The 19,237-nt window shown below is 45.6% G+C and carries 13 protein-coding genes; 4 read left to right on the top strand and 9 right to left on the bottom strand.

What is annotated here, in order from left to right:
- Positions 1-58: 58 nt before the first annotated feature.
- The 3 genes from CCZ37_RS17810 to CCZ37_RS17800 all read left to right on the top strand — a co-directional run bounded on the left by CCZ37_RS17810 (position 59) and on the right by CCZ37_RS17800 (position 6,429).
- Positions 59-1,201, top strand: a complete 1,143-nt coding sequence (locus tag CCZ37_RS17810; RefSeq protein ID WP_094501819.1) for an exonuclease SbcCD subunit D — start codon at positions 59-61, stop codon at positions 1,199-1,201.
- Positions 1,201-4,242 (top strand): SbcC/MukB-like Walker B domain-containing protein, encoded by a 3,042-nt coding sequence (locus CCZ37_RS17805; RefSeq protein WP_094501817.1) that lies wholly within the window; start codon positions 1,201-1,203, stop codon positions 4,240-4,242. The genes CCZ37_RS17810 and CCZ37_RS17805 overlap by 1 nt, the downstream gene beginning before the upstream one ends.
- A 135-nt stretch (positions 4,243-4,377) precedes the next feature.
- The gene (locus CCZ37_RS17800) at positions 4,378-6,429 is read left to right on the top strand and encodes a hybrid sensor histidine kinase/response regulator (RefSeq protein ID WP_094501815.1); all 2,052 of its coding nucleotides are present in this window, start codon (positions 4,378-4,380) and stop codon (positions 6,427-6,429) included.
- A 45-nt stretch (positions 6,430-6,474) separates the two neighbouring features.
- Here CCZ37_RS17800 and cqsA read toward each other — a convergent pair whose 3' ends face one another.
- The 3 genes from cqsA to clcA all read right to left on the bottom strand — a co-directional run bounded on the left by cqsA (position 6,475) and on the right by clcA (position 10,375).
- On the bottom strand, positions 6,475-7,656 hold the full coding sequence (cqsA, locus tag CCZ37_RS17795; RefSeq protein ID WP_094501813.1) for an alpha-hydroxyketone-type quorum-sensing autoinducer synthase: 1,182 nt from the start codon (positions 7,654-7,656) through the stop codon (positions 6,475-6,477).
- Positions 7,657-7,854: 198 nt separating this feature from the next.
- Positions 7,855-8,808 (bottom strand): TDT family transporter, encoded by a 954-nt coding sequence (locus CCZ37_RS17790; RefSeq protein WP_479688296.1) that lies wholly within the window; start codon positions 8,806-8,808, stop codon positions 7,855-7,857.
- A gap of 169 nt (positions 8,809-8,977) precedes the next feature.
- The gene (clcA, locus tag CCZ37_RS17785) at positions 8,978-10,375 is read right to left on the bottom strand and encodes a H(+)/Cl(-) exchange transporter ClcA (RefSeq protein ID WP_094501809.1); all 1,398 of its coding nucleotides are present in this window, start codon (positions 10,373-10,375) and stop codon (positions 8,978-8,980) included.
- A gap of 481 nt (positions 10,376-10,856) precedes the next feature.
- On the opposite strand from clcA, the gene CCZ37_RS17780 reads away from it, so the two are divergent.
- The gene (locus CCZ37_RS17780; protein ID WP_010320211.1) at positions 10,857-11,843 is read left to right on the top strand and encodes a CobW family GTP-binding protein; all 987 of its coding nucleotides are present in this window, start codon (positions 10,857-10,859) and stop codon (positions 11,841-11,843) included.
- Between the two features lie 123 nt (positions 11,844-11,966).
- On the opposite strand, the gene CCZ37_RS17775 is transcribed toward CCZ37_RS17780, so the two are convergent.
- The 6 genes from CCZ37_RS17775 to ylqF all read right to left on the bottom strand — a co-directional run bounded on the left by CCZ37_RS17775 (position 11,967) and on the right by ylqF (position 18,769).
- Complete coding sequence (locus CCZ37_RS17775; protein ID WP_094501807.1) at positions 11,967-12,686, bottom strand: ABC transporter ATP-binding protein; 720 nt, start codon at positions 12,684-12,686, stop codon at positions 11,967-11,969.
- The gene (locus CCZ37_RS17770; RefSeq protein ID WP_094501805.1) at positions 12,679-13,962 is read right to left on the bottom strand and encodes an ABC transporter permease; all 1,284 of its coding nucleotides are present in this window, start codon (positions 13,960-13,962) and stop codon (positions 12,679-12,681) included. The genes CCZ37_RS17775 and CCZ37_RS17770 overlap by 8 nt, the downstream gene beginning before the upstream one ends.
- Before the next feature lie 2 nt (positions 13,963-13,964).
- The gene (locus CCZ37_RS17765) at positions 13,965-15,182 is read right to left on the bottom strand and encodes an ABC transporter permease (RefSeq protein WP_094501803.1); all 1,218 of its coding nucleotides are present in this window, start codon (positions 15,180-15,182) and stop codon (positions 13,965-13,967) included.
- A complete protein-coding gene (locus CCZ37_RS17760) occupies positions 15,179-16,465 on the bottom strand; it encodes a TolC family protein (protein WP_010320207.1) in 1,287 nt (428 codons plus the stop codon). The genes CCZ37_RS17765 and CCZ37_RS17760 overlap by 4 nt, the downstream gene beginning before the upstream one ends.
- Entirely contained in the window at positions 16,455-17,588 is a 1,134-nt protein-coding gene (locus tag CCZ37_RS17755; RefSeq protein WP_244187301.1) for an efflux RND transporter periplasmic adaptor subunit, read from the bottom strand. The genes CCZ37_RS17760 and CCZ37_RS17755 overlap by 11 nt, the downstream gene beginning before the upstream one ends.
- A 236-nt stretch (positions 17,589-17,824) precedes the next feature.
- Positions 17,825-18,769, bottom strand: a complete 945-nt coding sequence (gene ylqF, locus CCZ37_RS17750) for a ribosome biogenesis GTPase YlqF (RefSeq protein WP_013868498.1) — start codon at positions 18,767-18,769, stop codon at positions 17,825-17,827.
- Positions 18,770-19,237 lie beyond the last annotated feature (468 nt).

Raw genomic sequence — 19,237 nt, 5'->3', positions numbered from 1 at the left:
TTTCTTGGTTAATCGCGTATTATGAAGCACTTTGATTTTCGCTATCTTTAGGGTTGGAATGAAGTTTCTGCACACCTCTGACTGGCATCTCGGTCGACAATTTCATAACGTTTCTTTATTGGATGATCAGCGTGCGGTACTCAATCAATTGATTGAGTATCTGCAGTGCAATCGAGTGGATGCTTTAATCGTCGCCGGAGATATCTACGATCGTTCAGTCCCACCGACGGCAGCCATTGAATTGATGGATGATATAGTCAATCGCGTGTGTAACGAGCTTTCCATCCCCTTAATTATGATCCCCGGTAACCACGACGGGGCGAAGCGTTTAGGCTTTGCGGCCAAGCAGATGCAACACTCGGGCTTGCACATCATTAGCAATTTTGAACAGATGATGCAGCCTGTGGTGCTAAAATCAGCCATTGCTGGTGAAGTGGCATTTTATGGTATGCCTTATAACGACCCTGAAGTCGTTCGCCACCACTTTGGAGAGGTCGTAACCAGTCATGATGAAGCCCATCAATACCTTATTGAGCAGATTACATCGCAGTGGGATCCGTCACAACGTCACGTTATGATTAGCCACTGCTTTGTTGATGGCGCTATCGAATCTGACTCTGAACGTCCTTTGTCCATTGGCGGCTCCGATCGTGTCAGTCATCAGCACTTTGTGCCCTTTGACTATGTTGCGCTCGGCCATCTGCACCAACCGCAGAAAAAAGGGGAAGAGTATATCCGTTACTCGGGCTCACTAATGAAATACAGCTTTTCAGAGCAGCACCACAAGAAAGGGGCGACCTTGGTTGAGTTTGATGAGCAAGGTTTTGCTAGCGCTACGCATGTGCCACTGACTGCTCCTCATAGCATGCGCATTATCGAAGGCGAACTGTTGGATATCATCGAGCAAGGCAAAACAGACCCACACAACCACGATTATCTGTTGGTTCGTCTTACCGACAAACACGCGATACTGGACCCGATGGAAAAACTGCGTCAATCCTACCCCAACGTACTGCATTTAGAAAAACCGGGCATGTTGGTTGGGGGGGACCAAGCCATGGGGCGTGCACGTTTGGCACGCGGTGAGGTGGATATGTTCCGCGATTTTTTCTTAGAAGCTAAGCAAGAAGTGTTAACCGCAGCGCAAGAGCAAGCGGTGATCGACGTCATTCAAGCCCTAAGGCCGGGAGCCCAAGTCTAATGCGTCCAATACAATTGACTCTGCAAGCATTTGGCCCCTTTGCTCATAAAGAAGTGGTGGATTTTACCGCCTTGGGAGCCTCGCCGCTATTTTTGATTAATGGTCCAACCGGAGCGGGCAAAAGTTCACTGCTCGATGCCATTTGCTACGCTTTGTATGGTGAAACGACAGGCAGTGAGCGCACTGGTGATCAAATGCGCTGCGACTACGCGGACCCGCACACGCTCACCGAAATCAGTTATCAGTTTGAGCTTGGCGGGCGAATCTACCAAGTTGATCGTTCGCCCGACCAAGAAGTGCCGAAAAAACGCGGTGAAGGCTCAACAAAAAAATCCCATGCCGCGAGCTTGTTTGAATGGGTCGATGGCGAAATGAAATTGCTTGCTAACAAGCCTAATCCTGTCGGTAAAGCCATGGTGGAATTGATCGGTTTAGATGTAAAACAGTTTCGCCAAGTGATGGTCATCCCCCAAGGTAAATTTCGTGAATTACTGACTGCCAACTCCAAAGAGCGGGAGCAAATCTTTGGTCAGTTGTTTCAAACTCACATTTATAGCCAAATTGAACGAGCGCTGTTTGAGAAAGCCGCGGGGATCCGCAAAGCGAAAGAAGAATTTGATCACCAAATTAAAGGCGCATTGGACGTCGTGAACGCGACTAGCGAGTCACACCTTGAAGCGTGCATTGCTGAGCTGTCACCGCAATTAACGGCCGCTCACGCCGCGTACTTAGATGCCCAGCAAAGGTTTGATGCAGCGAGTAGCGAGCAAAAAGCGGCGCAAACCCTTGCTAAACAATTTCAAGAGCAGCGTCAACTCGTGCAACTTAAAGCCGATCACGATGCACAATCGTCCGTCATCGATGCGGTAAAAGCTCAAAGGCAGCAAGCCTTGCAAGCGACGCGCTTAGATTCACCCTATTACGAATTACAATCGTCACAACGTCAGTTAGAAGCGGCCAACCAAGCAAAAGTCGAAAAAGAACAAGCGCTTACGCAGTCACAACAGCAGTGGCAACAGGCCAAAGCGGCTCAAGAAGAGGCGGCAGAAAAAGTCAAGATAGTGCCGAATCTGACACAACAAATTTACGACTTAAACCTAATCAAAACTAAGCTTGTCGAACGGGAGCATCATCAAAAAACGCTGCAACAAGCCTTACGTGAAGTGGAGCTCGCGACGCAAAATCGCCACAACTTGCACGCCGCTGTTGAGCAGTTTGAGCAGCAAATTATGCTTAAGCGCCAAGAGTGCGAAAGAGTCAACCAACAGTTGGCTGAGTTAAAAGGACAGCGCTTAGAGCTTGAAACCATCAAACAGCAGATTGATCGCTTATTAAAGCTGCAGCAGCTTGAACAGCGTTTAGCCACAGAGCAAACTGCACTGAGCTATAGTCAGCAGCAGTTTGATTTGGCGCAGCACGCAACGTTGGACGCGAAACAGCAAGCCGATAAATTAGAGCTGATTTGGCACACCAACCAAGCCGCCGAGCTGGCTCGAACCTTGGAGCAAGGGGACGAGTGCCCGGTGTGTGGCAGTTGCGATCATCCTAAATTAGCGCGTTATGCCGGAGAAACCGTGACTAAGGCGCAAGTGCAGCAGGCGAGAGCGATACAGCAAAACAAACTAACCACTGAGCAAGAAGCGCTGAAGCAGCAACAACTGCGAGAGACCCAATACGCACGGCTTGAGCAAGAGATGGCAAGTTTGAGGGAGTCATTATCTGGAAATACGCAAAGTTTAGTACAACTGCAGCAAGCTCAAAGCGATCTTGAACATTCCATTGCTCATCTTGAATCGCTTAATCCAGAGCAATTAGCTCAACAATTGGCAAAATTAGAATTGCAGTTAGCACAAGCTAAGCAAAATGCTGAAACGCAACAGCATAAAGTCGAACAGGCCACCCTGAGGGTTGCCAAAGAGCAGACTGAAGTTTCTGCATTAAGCCAAGGGATCCCGGAGTCGTATCAAGACAGTTTGCATTTGCACCAATCTTTAACCCAGTTAGAGCTGCAATTGGCTAATCTCAACCATTTAGATGCGGAAACTAAAGCGCGCTTCAATCAAGCGAACGCCGATTTTTCTGGTGCGAAAGCGGCGTTGGCGGCGGCGGTCGAACATCAGATACATTGGCAAAATGCGTTTACGCAGTCACAGCAGCAGTGGCACAGTGCGCTGATTGAGAGCCAGTTCGACGATACTGAGCACTATTTACAGGCGCGTTTATCTTCGCAGCAGATCGAGCAGCTTGAAAAGCAGATCAAACAATTTGACGAAAGAAGTACGACGTTAAACGCCCAGCTTCAAACATTAGCCAGTGAGCTGAGTGAAAAAAATGAGCCCAATCTTGCTGAGTATGCAAGCGCGGTCGAGGCTGTTGCCATGTTACAGCAAAGCGCATTGGATCAATGGAGCAGGTTACGGTCTAAAATGGATGCCTTAACCAGTGTGAAAGAAAAAATCGCTATTTTACATATAAAAAATCAAGCCTTAGAGCAAGAGTACCAAGTATTTGGGACTTTGAGCGATATCGCCAACGGCAAAACAGGCGCTAAAGTGAGTTTACATCGCTTTGTTCTTGGCGTGCTGTTAGATGATGTGCTGATCCAAGCCTCAATGAGGCTGCAGATCATGAGTAAGGGGCGTTACCTGCTCAAGCGTAAAGAAGATCGCGCCAAAGGTAACGTGGGTTCAGGGCTTGATCTGATGGTCGAAGATGGTTACACCGGAAAATGGCGAGATGTGGCGACCTTGTCTGGTGGTGAATCTTTTATGGCGGCGTTGTCATTAGCGCTGGGTTTATCGGATGTGGTGCAATCATACAGCGGCGGTATTAAACTGGATACACTGTTCATCGATGAAGGTTTTGGCAGTTTAGATCCTGAGTCATTGGATTTGGCGATTCAAACCCTTGTCGATTTACAACAAGGAGGTCGAACAATTGGCATTATTTCTCATGTGAGTGAGCTGAAAGAGCAAATAACTTTACGCATTGATGTCGATGTGGCAAGAAATCACGGCAGTTCAATAAGACTTGTTGCATAATGAATGGGAATGTAGGTTATCTTGTGCTAGTTATTAATAGGCATAGCGTGGTGAGTGTGACTCACTTCGACGTTTAAAAAGACTAGGTTATGCATGATGACTGTAAAAATGAATGTATCAGTTTGGTAAGGTTGTATGGACGTAGTAAAAAAAATATACCAGTACGCTGAGCCGAACCTCACTCTTGTGGGATGGATGGGGTTCATTGGTTTTCCTCTTTATTATTACGTGTGGACTTATCTCTTTCCACAACCTTATGAAAGCATAGAGTTACGGGTGATTTGCTCAGTTTTCTTTGCAGGTATTATTTTTCGCAATTCAACGCCGAAACATTTACAGCGCTACTTACCCTACTATTACTTGTTTTCAATAGGATTTTGCCTGCCATTCTTCTTTGGCTACATGATGCTGATGAACGATTGGTCAACGATCTGGGCGATGTCATTCATGGCGTCGATTTTCCTCCACATCCTGCTCGTCTACGAAACAAAAGTCATGCTGATTCAAGCCGCAGTTGCACTAGCATGTGCTTACTTTGTGACTTATGGCGTAATGAACGCGGAACTGCGAGTGGTGGTGGAATGGCCGTATGTACCGATTTTTCTATTTACTTACATTTTTGGCAACCAGTTCTATTTTCGTAACCAAATTGAACACGAAGCGAAGGTGTCGATTGCCAAGTCTTTTGGCGCAGGGATTGCTCATGAAATGAGAAATCCATTAAGTGCGTTAAAGGCGTCAATTGAAGTAATGGGTTCAGTATTACCGAGCTCTACTGCATCTAAATCAGAATCTTATACGCTACCATCTAAAGATTTAGAGCTGATTACTGGGTTATTAAGAGATGCTGATGAAGTCATTCGCTCTGGTAATGAGACCATTGATTTGCTGTTAACCTCGATTGATCAAAATAGGGTCTCAACCTCAACCTTTAAAAAACATACTGTAAAACCTGTCATCGAAGAAGCATTACACAGTTTCTCTTATAAAAGACCAGAAGATCGGCAAGCGGTGACTCTCGATGTTGTGGATGATTTTAATTTTTTAGGCAGCAGTACTTTACTTAAATACGTTCTCTACAATCTGCTTAAAAACGCGTTTTATTATAAAAATAATACGATGTTCCATATCCATATCTGCATGGAGTCAAAGGGAAATAAGCCCCAAATTACAGTGAAAGATAATGGTGTCGGTATTGAACCGCACTTACTGGACGATATTTTTAAAGACTTTTATACCTTTGGTAAGAATGGTAGTTATGGGTTAGGTTTGCCTTTTTGCCGTAAAGTGATGAACGCCTTTGGGGGCGATATCACCTGCCGCTCTGAGTTAGGTGAGTGGACAGAGTTTACCTTAAGGTTTCCTGAGTATGATTCGCAAGCCGTTGCTAATATTAAACTCGATCTAATGAAGGCTAAATCTCTGCTTTATATTGGCAAAACGAGCATAGTCAATCGTTATCTCAGTGAGAAATCGTTCTATCTTGGTTTCCAACTTAATGTATTAGAGCCTGAGAGCGTTTTGCTTCGCGAAGAGTTTGAGTTTGAATTTGATCTGATCTTTGTTGATCTGCAAACGTTGCATGAAACGCCAGATTACTTAACCAAACTAGAGCCTAAATTGCATTTTACCCAAGCAAAAATTTGCTATTTATATGACCAAAATCAGCGTTATGCGCTGACGATGGAGCGTCATTTAACCATTTACCCAATTGAAAAGCACAAATTGTTATTGGATGGGTCGGCCATTATTGATGAACTACTCTTTGAAGCGGAAGAGCTTATTGCCGATAAGAATGTTATCCCGTTAAAACAATACGATTATGAAAAACGAATTTTGTTGGTCGATGATAACCACTCCTTGCGTAGTTTCACCGCTCTGCTGCTAGAAAAGCAAGGCTATGAAGTGTTGCAAGCGAGTGATGGGGAATTAGCGTTACAAATGTTGGCCAATAATTCAATTGATTTGGTATTAATGGATATTGAGATGCCGATTATGGATGGTATTTCGGCTACTTTATCTATTCGTTCATCCACCGCTTCTTATAGTAAAGTGCCTATTATTGGTCATACGGGTGACAATAGCCCATCAACGATCGAAAAAATTCGCTCATCAGGAATGAATGATTACATTTTGAAGCCAGCGGATAAGACGCTGTTGCTAAATAAGCTCAGTCACTTAATTTAATAACCCTAGGCGGTAACCTAGGGTTATTTCTTAGGTGCCAGTTATTTATTTGAAATAGAGACTGCTCTCTTTGTTCGCTTTGTCGCACACAGTTAATATGGTGTCAATTTGTGAGTCCGTGACATCACTATTTAACGAAAGTCGAATAATATTTTTATTCTTTGCAGTGGCTGGCCTGCAAAAAACAGCGCCAAATATTTGGTTATCTTCTAAATAATCACGAACTTTTTCTGTATTTCGCTCATCCCCTGTTTCTAACGCGATGATTTGGGACTCGCTTCGTACACTTAGCCCTATACTATTTAGCCCGCGACGCAGTGTGTGTGCATTGCGGTGCAACTGAGATCTTTTAGCATCGGCTGATTTAATAATGTCCAACGTTGCTTCTAAGGCTTCTACTTCATAAGGCAAAATAGTCGAACTAAAAATAGCGGGATAGCCGACAAAAGGGATGCAGTGATTCACATTATTATTCGCCCATATAGCGCCAGCGCGATACGCGAACGTTTTCGCAAGACTTGCCGTAATAAAGTCAACTTCTGATGTTAATCCTAATTCGTTGACAAGCCCTGCACCTTTCTTACCATGCGTACCGAGAGAATGGGATTCGTCAACTAAAATAGCGCATCCCCATTCTTTGGCTATGGTGACCAAATCAGTGAGAGGTGCAACAGTACCGATAGTGCTGTAAATCGAATCAACCACGATGATCCCTGGTCCGTGCCGAGCGATCAGTTTTTGCAAATGTTCACAATTATTGTGCATGAATGGGCGAATATTGGCATTCGCATAACGAGCACCTTCCCACATTGACATGTGAGCAAAAAAGTCAATGTAGACGTTACTTTGTGGCCCACACACAGCTTGTAGCAGCGCAATGTTCGCATTCCAACCAGATTGAGAAAGAAGGCAACTATCAAAGCCTAAAAACTCTGCAAATTTCGTTTCTAATGAAGGTTTAGATTCGTCATCTTGTAGAAAAATAGCGGACATAAAAACACTATCATGTGTTTTATCGATGGCATTTTTTAGCCGTGCTTTAATTAATGGATGATCAGCCAAGCTCAAATAATCATTACTTTGTAACACTATGTCGTTTTTTGTTGGCCTTTTCCCCAGGACAAGATGTTTTCCGTTGGCATTTGCATTAATCAAATCATTGATAAAATAGTCAATTCTAGACTGTATGGAAGTCGGTAGTTCGTGTTTCCACTTACGTGAATTCATGGTTATATCCTTTATATTTTTTAATTAAATGCCAGCTGACAAAGGATATATTGAATATTAATTTAAAATTGTCACGAATGAGTTTTTATTATTTTGGCTGCTATTGCAAATTAAGGTATAGTGTCTTCTATATTGTTCGTCACTGCCTAGGCTTATCCAGCCCTAATTTGTTTTTAATTAAAGCTAAATATTAGATTTTCATTTATTAGTAAACAATTCAGGCCAATACATTTTTATATAACCAATAGAAACCCAAACGACTAAAAAAGTAGCAATAATCAATTCAAATAAACCAAATTGATGTAACCAGTGCCATTGCGGGTACTGTCCTTCAAAGAAGGTGGTTAAACGATGCATGGCGATAGCACTGATGACAGAAGGGAAGGTCACAGCAGCAATAGACGGTTGAAACTTGAGCCTGAGCAGACGGATATAGCAAAGGTAAATAAGCAGTGTCATGGTGATGGCAATGCCAGCCAGTGCGCCTGTTAATATTGGATCAGGATGAGGGAAGTTGACCAAATACGTCGCGAGGGTGAGGTTAATAGGTGCAGCCATAATGGCGAGTGTTGGGCGTGCGCGTTTAGGTAACATTCCTGCAAACACCAAACGATATAACACCAACGGCAGCATAAAAAAATAGATAGCAATACAGACAGAGACGAGTGTTTCTGAAAAGACAGTGTGACCAAATTGCGTGCCAGCGAGCGAGCTACTGATTAACCCAACCGGATAAAGAAACCAGCTTGGAACAATATGGTTGATTTTAAAGTTCATGGCCTGAAAACTGAAGAAAAGCAGCATCATGGTGAAGTGTAGCAAGAGTGCGGCAAACCAAATAGGATAAGCAATAAGCGGTGAAATTAAGGCGAGATAATCACTTAGTATCAGTAAAGCCATGCTCATCGGAGCCATCAAGCTACCTGAAAGAGGGTGGCGAATGTCCTCCATGAATGTCTTGAAGCTGGTGAGGTATTTCAGCAATACAGGCAGCAATAATAACGCACCGGATAGTGCCAAATAGGGACGAATAACGAGGCCGATCGAGGGAATATAAAGCGCCCACGCATGGCCGAGACTGATCACACCTAATGCCAGTGCCGCTTGAGAGGGCGGCGTACCTTGTACTTGAATTAACCTTTTCCAGTTCAACGATAAACTCCATGTCATCATTTGCTCTAGAAAATGAATAATGAATTTCTAGCAGCCAGCAAACGAGCGCATTATCAAGTTTATCGAGTTGTGGTGCAACATCTCACCTTCTAATTTGTTACTTAGACATAACAATTCGCAGCGGAGTCAATATCCATCAGTCTCACGGTTACTCTTTTGGTGGTAGATCTTGTTGTTGCAGCTTGGCCTTTTTCAAGGTGCGATGAAGCAACTGGCTATAAATGGGTTGGCCGCCAAGTAATTGAGCGAAAATAACCGCGCCAAGGCTAGTAATAATAAGCGGTAAAATTAAATAATAATTATTGGTCATTTCAATAACTAACAAAATACCTGTAATGGGTGCGCGAACCGTTGCGGCAAACAGTGCACCCATGCCTGCAATGGCGAACATTCCCGGGTCAATCGCCAATTGTGGCAATAATTCTTGCGCAATCAAGCCAAAGGCGTAACCAAATAAGGTGCCTAATGCCAGCATAGGCGCAAAAATCCCACCCGGAGCACCAGAACCAAAGCAGATCAAGGTGGTAAAAATACGACCAATGAACAAAAGCAGCAAGATAGCGGCACCGTAGTCACCATTGGTGATATTAGGGATCAGTGCGATACCACCCCCAGTCAATTCAGGAATATACAATAAAGTTAAGCCAAAACAGCCTCCCAATAGTGAGCCCGTGAGTAAATATCGCTTACGATCATTGCGATGAATTTTGGCAAAAATATCTTGTGATAGTGTGATTAAACGGTTGAACAGCACACCGAAAATACCAAACAGTCCCCCAAGCAGCAAAAACAGCCACAGTGAAGCCAGCTCTGGTGCTTGATATTGCGGCATTTGGATCACAGCATGTTGGCCATTAATCACTCGAAAGACGATATTTGCCGCCACCGCAGAGACAATGACGGCACGTACTGAAATGAGGGTATAGCGAAACTGCGGGCGCATCTCCTCTATCACAAACATGATGCCCGCCAGCGGCGCATTAAATGCGGCCGCTAGGCCTCCAGCTGCGCCAGAGGCTAAGAGTGAATGGCGGGTATCGTCATTTTTGATGCGGAAAATATCCGACACCATTCGGCCAATGGCTCCCCCCATTTGAACGGTGGGCCCTTCGCGTCCCAAAACCATACCTGAACCTAATGCGCCCATACCGCCAAAAAACTTCACTGGCAGTACTCGCCACCAACGAACGGGGCGCATACCATCCATCGCGCCTTCAATTTCAGGAATGCCAGAACCAGCGGCTTCGGGCGCAAACCGGTGCACAAGGAAATAACCGATAAACGCCAACGCGGCACTGATAAGAAAAGCGGCCAACCACAAGGGTAAGATATTACCAATCTCACTTTTTAACCACTCGGTGCGTGTTTCTGAAACCAGATGTACAGCAGCCTCAAAGTAAGTACCAACAATCCCAGCAAGAATACCGACAATGAGCGAAAGAAAAAGGACGGAGAGTGGCATTTTGTCCTTAGAGAGAAATTGGTTGATCGTATCTTTTGAAACTTTTGCAAGCAGTGACTGTTTCAATCTCTCTGTTTTGGTCATCGAAAAAGGGCCTCGCTTGGTCGGGTAAGAACATATTTTGTTACAGAATTATACGCATCAAAGCAGTGAACTATAGCGTCAAAGCTGCAATGTTGATTTCCATATCTGGAAGATGAATAGATTCTCTGCTTCAAAATGAGATCTGAGCTAAAAAACAGAGATTGAACCTTGCTAAGCCAGCCAAATGAACCATAGTTAAGTCGTAAGGCAGATTCAGATATCGTACAGGGAGGAATTCAAGCCTTACCTACAATTTGGATGGAATCAGCAATATTTCAATTCTATGTCCTCGTTTATGATCGGGTTGCATCTATAGTCCTCCCGATTCGCGAACTCACGATTGAGTTACGAGGGGAAAGGCGCGCTCACTGTAGTGCGTCTTTTGTCGTTTATGTATCTCAGTTCATTGTTACCTGTCTGACTGGCAAACCATGCACTGGCTTCTTATTTCGGTATATACTGCCGCAAAAGGAGTGCTGACATGACAAAAAAAGTACCAACTAACATTATTACCGGTTTTCTTGGTGTAGGAAAAACGACGGCCATTTTGAATTTATTGAAGAATAAACCTGCTGATGAAAAGTGGGCGGTGTTGGTCAATGAGTTTGGAGAAATTGGTATTGATGGGGCGATGATGTCTGACCAAGGCGCGCTGATCAAAGAAGTACCGGGTGGCTGTATGTGCTGTACCGCCGGTGTTCCTATGTCTGTTGGAATTAACGCCTTACTCAGGCAAAAGCCCGATCGTCTATTAATTGAGCCAACAGGGCTTGGGCACCCTAAGCAAGTGGTGGCGACTTTAACTTCTGATCAATATGCACCGTATGTCGATTTAAAAGCCACGATCACTTTAGTGGATCCACGCAACTTGCGTAATGAAAAATACACATCCAACCAAAATTTTAATGACCAATTGGCCAGTGGTGATGTGGTGATTGGCAACAAAGTGGATCAATGCACTAGTGCCGATGTGGATGCGTTTAATGACTGGGTGACTGATCAATCACCCGCGAAGATTTTTAGCAAGTTAGTCAAGCAAGGTGAGTTGCCTTTAGAATTATTAGATATTGAACGTCTTCACGGCGCAGCTTCTACTCATATTGAAGCGCATCACCATCATCATGCTTCGTTAGAACCACAGTTTGCCTTACAGCCGGGTAAAGCGTTTGTGCGCAAAGAAAACCGGGGCCAAGGCTATTTCAGCTGTGGTTGGTTAATCGGCGCTGAATACCATTTTGATTTTGATGAGCTCTTTTCTATGCTGAGTGCCCTGACCGCTGAGCGTGTTAAGGCGGTCGTCAATACCGATAAAGGATGCTACGCCTTCAATATCAACCAAGGAGTCGTTTCAGTGAATGAGATGAGCTTAGAAGGGTTTGAATCACGCTTAGAAGTGATTGACTCACAGCTCATGCCATGGGATCAACTCGAAGCGGTATTGCTGAAATTGGCGGGTATCTCTCAATAGGATCCAAAGAAAAACCAACAAAGAACAAAGAAAGAACAAAGAAAAAATGAACTAAGAAAGGCGAACTGGAACAGCTTCGTCTTTCTCGTTCACTTTACAACTTCTTACAATGCGTTGAGCTATTTATGGCTGCCTTGTTACGTGATCAACACGTTCATCAGATAAAATCTGCCCATCTTTGATATTCACTATTCTGTGAGTTCGCTTCGCTAATGCGAGATCGTGAGTGACGACAATAAGCGTTCGTCCTTCTTGATGAAGCTCATTGAACAGGGCTTCAATTTCAGCGCCTGATTTTGAATCTAACGCACCTGTTGGTTCGTCGGCTAAGATAATTTGCGGATCATTGACCAACGCGCGCGCAATCGCCACCCGCTGTTTTTGCCCACCCGAGAGCTGGTTGGGTTTATGCTGCATGCGATCTCCAAGCCCCACTTTTTCTAATAGTGTTGCTGCACGTGCTCGGCGCTCTTTTAATTTCACCCCGCGATAGACCAAGGGTAGGGCGACGTTATCGAGCGCATTAGCGTATTCGAGCAGGTTGAAACTTTGAAAAACAAAGCCAATTTTTTGATTACGAATATGAGCCAATTGATGGCTGCTGAGCGAGGCGACCGCCTTGTCGTCCAACTGATATTCACCCGAGGTAGGAACATCCAAGCAACCGAGGATATTCATTAAGGTTGATTTACCCGAGCCAGATGGCCCTAAAATAGAGAGAAATTCGCCTGTTTGAATCGATAGCGAAACACCGTCTAACGCTTTGACCAACTCTTCACCACTGCGATAGTGCTTGCTGATATTGGTCAATTGAACAAGGTTCGGTAAGTTTTGTTTATTCACTTTGTAATGCCTCTAATGGCGTAATGCTAGCCGCGCGATTGGCGGGAAACCACGCGGCAATCACACCGACAATCGCCAGCGCCGCGATCACAAGAAAGACAATCGAAAACGACAGTTCAGGTAAGGGTTTCCCTAATTGCTCAAACAGCATGTTGCCTTCTAAGGGAGCGTATCTTAATAAGGTGATCAGCCCGTAAGTGGATCCTAAGCCAGCTAAACCGCCAAGCGACATCGTGAGCAAGGCTTGCACTAAATAATGGAGTTTGATGGTGGTTGGCGTAGCTCCGACGGCCATTCGTACACCGATGTCTCGCGTGGATCGTTTTACCGTGGCGTACATGACATTGGCAATACCAATGCCTGCTACGCCGAGGGTAATGAGCCCAATAATGCCCAAAAAGCCTTGTAGACCGAATAAGAAACGGCGCATGCTTTTTTGCCTCAATAGCATGTCTTCGACTTGCAAGATCTGCGCGTCTGAAGCACTGGCACCGTACTTTCTGGCGATCACTTGTTTAATCACTTGCGCGGCTTTTTCGCGATCAACCGTGGCATTGAGCTGCACATTGATCGCTGCAATCGCTGCGTTGGGGTTAAAACGTTGCCAAGTGCGAAAAGGCACAAATACCGCGTAGTCAATAGGGGTTCCTTGTTCTACCTCTGCACTTGTCTGCGCTATCACGCCGATAACGGTAAAGTTTTCATCACCTATTTTTATCAATTGACCTACGGGATTTATGCTCAGCGTCTGGGGTTCCAGCCAACTCCAACCATCCTCAGAATTGAACAATTGCACTGCGGCGTTATAACCGAGTACAACCACTTTACGCTGCTGTTGATTATCGAGCGGGTTGATCCATCGTCCTCCTTTGGCTATCTCAATACCAGCTAAGAACTGATATTCTGGGTTAACCGCTAGCGGGCGCTGCCAGGTGCCATTGTCTTGATTGCTGACGCGTTTATCCCACTGTGCGCTGACTTCAGCGCGTTGGATAAAGGGCAGTGCGCGAACAAGCTCAACATCATCCGCTTGCAAAGAGAGTGCTTTCCCTTCAAAAAAGCGCCCGGCGGTCTGGCTGGCGTAACCCCCGGTCACATAAAGCAAATTGCCATTGCCACTTTGTGATGAGCGTGTCAGCCCTTGGCGTAATCCTTCGCCTGTTGCGAGCATGGTAGCGATGCAAAGTGTGCCCCAAGCCACGGCTAAAATAGTGAGCAGTAAGCGCAGTTTTTCGGCCGCCATCTCTTGATAAATTTGCCTGATAGGTAACATCATGATTAAGCCCTCGCACTTAAGGCGATGACGGGGGTGAGGTTGGCGGCACGCTTTGCTGGGAAATAAGCGGCCAGCAGCGCAAACAACGTGGTGACGAGCAGTGACCAGCCTAAAGCCGGCGCAGTGATGACTGGTTCGCCGAGCCAATCAGGTAAGCCGATGTAATTCAGTAATAGCACTACCAGATAGGAGAGGAGCATTCCCAACACTGCACCTAATACCACTAGCAACCCACCTTCTAAAATAAACTGGCGTAAAATGATCTTCGGTGTTGCGCCAATGGCTAAACGCACACCAATTTCCCGCGTTCTTTCCGTGACAGAAAGGAACATGATATTCGCGACGCCCAAAGCGCCGACCGCAAGCGTCATCGCTCCACTTGCCCCTAAAAATAGTTGTATACCTCGAAACAAGGCATTGAAAAACTGAGCGCCGCTGCTGAAATCCGGTAGGTTTATGGCCTCAGTATCGCTCGGATCAAAATGTTTCTGTTTGGCGAAGAAAGAGAGGATGTTCATGCGCAATACCGCTGCGGGTATCCCTGCTGCGGGCTGCACAAGCAAAAATTCAGGCTCACTTTGCCAAAGATCATTAAAAGCGCTGCTTGGGATCATCACTTGGCTGTTTTCATTGTTTATAGAAATGCCCCCTTCTTGCTGCTGAGTAATACCGACAACCGAGAAGGGAATGGTATTGACTTTGATCGTATCACCAATAGAGAGCTGACCAACTTGTGCCAACTGCCAACCAACCACCGCAATTCGGGAATGGTTTTGCTGATCGCTGGCGTGAATGCCGCGTGACCCCGCGGTCAGTTGCAAGTTGCGCAATGCTAAAAATTGGGAGTCGATCCCGCTGACGTAACCGGGAAGTGTTCGGCCTTTGACATTCGTCACTTTAGCATCCCATTTCCCGTAGATAACTGATAATGCGTTGATGTTTGGGTGTCGTGCCAAAGCGCGCATTTCCGGCTCTGAAAGGGTAATCGCTCGTCTTGCCGCAAGGCCTTGCCAAGGTTTGGTGGTTTGGCTGGGGAAAGCCATTTGTGTATCGCTCATTAACAGCGCGAAAGATTGTGTATTGACGCGATAAAATCCTTCACCTAAGGCAACGAGCACTAAAACAGAAACAATACCCCAAACGATAGCAATGACCGCGAGGGCGCTGCGTAACCGATGGGCAAGCAGTGTTTGCACGACTTGTTGTAGGCTTGAGATCATGAGTGCAGAGCCTGAGAGAGCGAAGCGATCACGTCATCGTCTAACTGCCCAGCAGTTTGCAGCAGGCCAATCCGCTGCTTCCAATATTGGTACAATCGCCGTTGTAGACTGTTTTTACTGTTAAACAGAGCGTTATGGGCGTCAATCAAATCAGAAGCTTCAGTCATTCCTGACTCATAAACGGTCTGTTTACTTTTTAAAGCTTGCTCTCTTGAGCGGACTTGTAACTGAGCCATCTCCACTTGTCGCCAATCCAGATGGATTTGGCTAAAGCCACTTTGAATTTTGCGTTTAATCTCGATATCTACCTTGCGCAGTACTTGCTTGGCACTTAAGACTTGCAGCGCAGCCTGATCGACCGTGGCGCGCGTAGAACCATTCAAATCCAACGGAATTTTTAAGCTTAAACCTGCACTGAGATCCCCATCTCGACCCTGATCATTGTCTTGGTAAGAAACACGGCCAGATAAGGTGGGATAATATTTGGCTTTGGCGGCATCTCGGCCAAATTCCGAAGCGGCGACTTCCTGCTGGGCAGCCAATAACTCAGGGCTATTATTCTGCGCAAGCTTTAACCATTCAGTTTCGCTGCTGACCTGCATTGGCGGTTCAATGAGGTCGGTCGTTTTAATTTGGTCAATGTGCTGTGGGTCTTGATTGATGAGCGCGATAAGGGCTGACTTTTTCTCTTCTAGAGCGGCTTGCGCACTCAGTATATCCGCTTGCTCATCGACGTGGTTGGCGCGCATGTCTTCCAATGCCGTTGATTGAATTTTTCCTGCTTTGTAGCGCTGCTCGGTAATCTTCAGCAGTTTTGCACCTTCTACGAACTTTTGCTCAGCAAGTTGTCGATCGCCTTGTGCGCTGGCGAGATCGAGATAGGCATACAGTAATGTTGCAGCCAGCTCATTATGTGCAGTCTTCACTTTTAATTGTGATGCTACATAGCTTGCTTGAGATTGGTCGAGTTGTGCCCAATTAGCACTATCCCAAATGGTTTGATTTAATGTGGCACCATAACCTTTAGTGTTATTGCCATCGTCATCCCATGAGGTATCTGCGTTGACTTCAAAAGAAGGTAAAAGTGCACTTTTGGTACTTCGGACCTCTGTTTCACTGATTTGAGATTGGATCTGCGCTTGTGAATAAGTAGGGTCAAAAGCTTTTGCGGCTTGCCAAGCTTGTTCAATAGTGATGGCGTGAGCTGAAAAAGTCACCGCGCCACAGAACGTCATTAGCGCGGCTGCTAGCGCATTAGGTTGAAAAGGGCGCTTAGTGGTCATCTTTGCCTCCCAATAAACTGTTGTCGATGATCACATCGTCCGCTGATAAACCCGCAATCACTTCCACATTAATACCATCGGACAAACCTAAGCTTACGGCGCGCATTTGGTAACCTTGTTCTGACTGGTCTGGGATCAAGACTTCAGGTTTTTCACCGCTAAATCGTAATGCGCGCTCTGGAATGGTGACGACGTTTTCCACGCTCTTTAATGTGATCTGTGCCGTAGCAGAAAAGCCCGAGCGAATCACCATATTGTCAGGAAAACGAATCTGGTTAATCTCTACTTCAAACCCATTATCAAAGCTGGTCGTTTTAGTATCACTAGGGTTATTCAACTTATCAGATTGAACCGCAACTTTGCTTAATACGCCGCTGATTTCTGCTTCTGGATACGGTGCTAATATTAAGTTGACGGCCATCCCAGCGGCGAGTTGCGCCGCATCATGCTCACTGACACTGCCTTTGAAAATCATGTCATTCATATCGGCAATCGACATCATTTCAGTCGCCGCTTGGCTTGAGGCAGTGGAAATGATCGGCTCTCCTACTTCCACTTTTAGGTTTAAAATGGTGCCATCAATGGGGGCGACGAGTGTGGACGTGAGTTTCGAATCGCCAACCGATGCTTCACCGCTGCGGATCAGCTCAAGGTTCTGCCTTTTTTGTTGCACTTCGGCTTGTTTTGATTTCAGCTCTGATTTTGCTTGGATTAGCTCACCGTAGTTTTCCGGCACAATCTTTTGTTCAACTAACTGCTGCAAGTTTGCCAGCGTCTGTTTGGCGGAGTCTAAGCTCGCCTCACTTTGCATTAATTCGGTAGTCGCGTCAGTTAACGCTTGCGGTGTTGGATTTGGGCGCACTTTGATCAAAGGCGTGCCCAAAGTAACTTGCTCACCGACCCGATGATAAATTTCGCCGACAATCCCCTCAATTTGCGATTTTATAGATACCGAGTGAGCCGGCACGATTTGGCCAACAGCGATTGCTTGTTTGGCAATATTTCCCTGTTCAACGGTTAGAGTGGGGAAGGCCGAGAGAGATTCATTGCTATTGGTGGTTAGATAGTAACCCCCGCCGATTAAGGCGGCGCTAATTACCGCGATGGCCCAACGCTTTTTCATGAACAATTCCATATCAAGGAGAAAAGAAACAATGGTGGTATGACTTGAGTGTCATCAGAAGGTTCCTTGATGCTACAGAAGTGGCACATAAAAACCTGTATCGATTTGTCATGATAATGTCAGCTAGAAATAGCAAACAGCATGCAGTCTTCTGTTTGGATGAAAAGGGCGATCATTGACCGCCCTGATGGTAATAATAGAAATGAGGTGTAGCGTAGCAGGGAACCGAGAGGAATTTAGCGCTTATTACGCAAATAACGTTTACGGCGTTCTACTTTTTTGGCTGCTTTTTCCTCGGCTTCTCTGGCCGCTCGTTCTTCCACTTCCACTAACTCTTTGGTGATCATTTCAGGGCGTTCAAGAGTAATTTGGCCGAGAATACCTTGGCGTAACTCATGCAGCAGGATCTCCGACGCTTTGTGCAGGTCAATACGGCCACCGGGGCGCAGAGCACCACGTTTGCGGCCAATCTCTTCCATCCATTCCACGTCAGATTGAGGTAGCTCATCGATTTGATAACGCTCTTGCAAACGCTCAGGATAAGCTTGCGCTAAATACTCAACAGTATAAAAGGCTACATCCTCATATTCCATTGCCGTATCTTTTACTGCCCCCGTGGCGGCTAGGCGAAAACCACTGTGTGGGTTTTCCACTTTAGGCCATAAAATTCCCGGGGTATCAGACAGCACAATGCCATTTTGCAAATTGATACGTTGCTGGCGGCGCGTAACGGCGGGTTGGTTACCTGTTTGAGCCACAGCGCGACCGGCTAACGTATTGATGATGGTTGATTTACCGACGTTCGGGATACCCATGATCATGGTGCGAATATTTTTTCCCACTTCTTCACGATGTGGTGCCAACTTACGGCAAAGCTCCATGATCTTATGCACTTCTTGAGGGTTAGACGTGGTTACCGCCATTGCTTTCACCCCTTGTTCTTTCTCAAAATGGTCGATCCACAATTGCGTCATTTCAGGGTCTGCTAGGTCACGTTTATTGAGCACCTTCACACACGGTTTATTACCACGCAAATGAGAGATAAGTGGATTTTCGCTGCTAAACGGGATACGAGCGTCCAACACTTCGATAATCACATCAACTTGCGGAATGACCTCTTCGATCTCCTTACGTGCTTTATGCATGTGCCCCGGAAACCATTGAATTGTGTTGTTAACCATTTGAAAACTGCCTTTTAATGTAAAAATTCTGCTGGTGGAGGAAGAGAGTTTTTATTGATGTTTATGAGAATCATCAACAAGGTTTACTGATAACCACCGCAGTTTTAGATGTGACGATATTAACATTTAATTGGCGAGGCTGGAATCTAAGCTGTGTGGTGAACTTTACATGTTCTCTCAAAGGTGGGGCGGCTTAGGATTGACGACGCTCGTGCAGTTACATCTCTTATCGTTGAGAGAGCACTAAACCGAGCAAAAATTCGTTCATATTGCGCCTGATTAAGCAAGTTTTTGCCTAGCGGAGCAATTTATTGCTCAGACAGTGAATGAGTCAACGTTAAGTCATTGAAATATAATGCGTTAACACTGGCATTGCTTTTGCTTAGTGAGGCATTACATTATGCGATGCGATTCACGAAAAAGGACCAAACTATGTCAGCCGCTCTTCGAACCATTTCTTATCAAGCG

This window comes from Vibrio qinghaiensis (assembly GCF_002257545.1).
Taxonomy (GTDB): domain Bacteria; phylum Pseudomonadota; class Gammaproteobacteria; order Enterobacterales; family Vibrionaceae; genus Vibrio; species Vibrio ordalii.
This window is presented reverse-complemented; position numbering and strand designations above follow the sequence as displayed.

Excerpts from the sequence above, each read along its gene's own strand:
- CCZ37_RS17810 (WP_094501819.1), top strand. The coding sequence starts at position 59 with ATGAAGTTTCTGCACACCTCTGACTGGCATCTCGGTCGACAATTTCAT.
- CCZ37_RS17805 (WP_094501817.1), top strand. The coding sequence starts at position 1,201 with ATGCGTCCAATACAATTGACTCTGCAAGCATTTGGCCCCTTTGCTCAT.
- CCZ37_RS17800 (WP_094501815.1), top strand. The coding sequence starts at position 4,378 with ATGGACGTAGTAAAAAAAATATACCAGTACGCTGAGCCGAACCTCACT.
- cqsA (WP_094501813.1), bottom strand. The coding sequence starts at position 7,656 with ATGAATTCACGTAAGTGGAAACACGAACTACCGACTTCCATACAGTCT.
- clcA (WP_094501809.1), bottom strand. The coding sequence starts at position 10,375 with ATGACCAAAACAGAGAGATTGAAACAGTCACTGCTTGCAAAAGTTTCA.
- CCZ37_RS17780 (WP_010320211.1), top strand. The coding sequence starts at position 10,857 with ATGACAAAAAAAGTACCAACTAACATTATTACCGGTTTTCTTGGTGTA.
- CCZ37_RS17770 (WP_094501805.1), bottom strand. The coding sequence starts at position 13,962 with ATGATGTTACCTATCAGGCAAATTTATCAAGAGATGGCGGCCGAAAAA.
- CCZ37_RS17765 (WP_094501803.1), bottom strand. The coding sequence starts at position 15,182 with ATGATCTCAAGCCTACAACAAGTCGTGCAAACACTGCTTGCCCATCGG.
- CCZ37_RS17760 (WP_010320207.1), bottom strand. The coding sequence starts at position 16,465 with ATGACCACTAAGCGCCCTTTTCAACCTAATGCGCTAGCAGCCGCGCTA.
- CCZ37_RS17755 (WP_244187301.1), bottom strand. The coding sequence starts at position 17,588 with ATGAAAAAGCGTTGGGCCATCGCGGTAATTAGCGCCGCCTTAATCGGC.
- ylqF (WP_013868498.1), bottom strand. The coding sequence starts at position 18,769 with ATGGTTAACAACACAATTCAATGGTTTCCGGGGCACATGCATAAAGCA.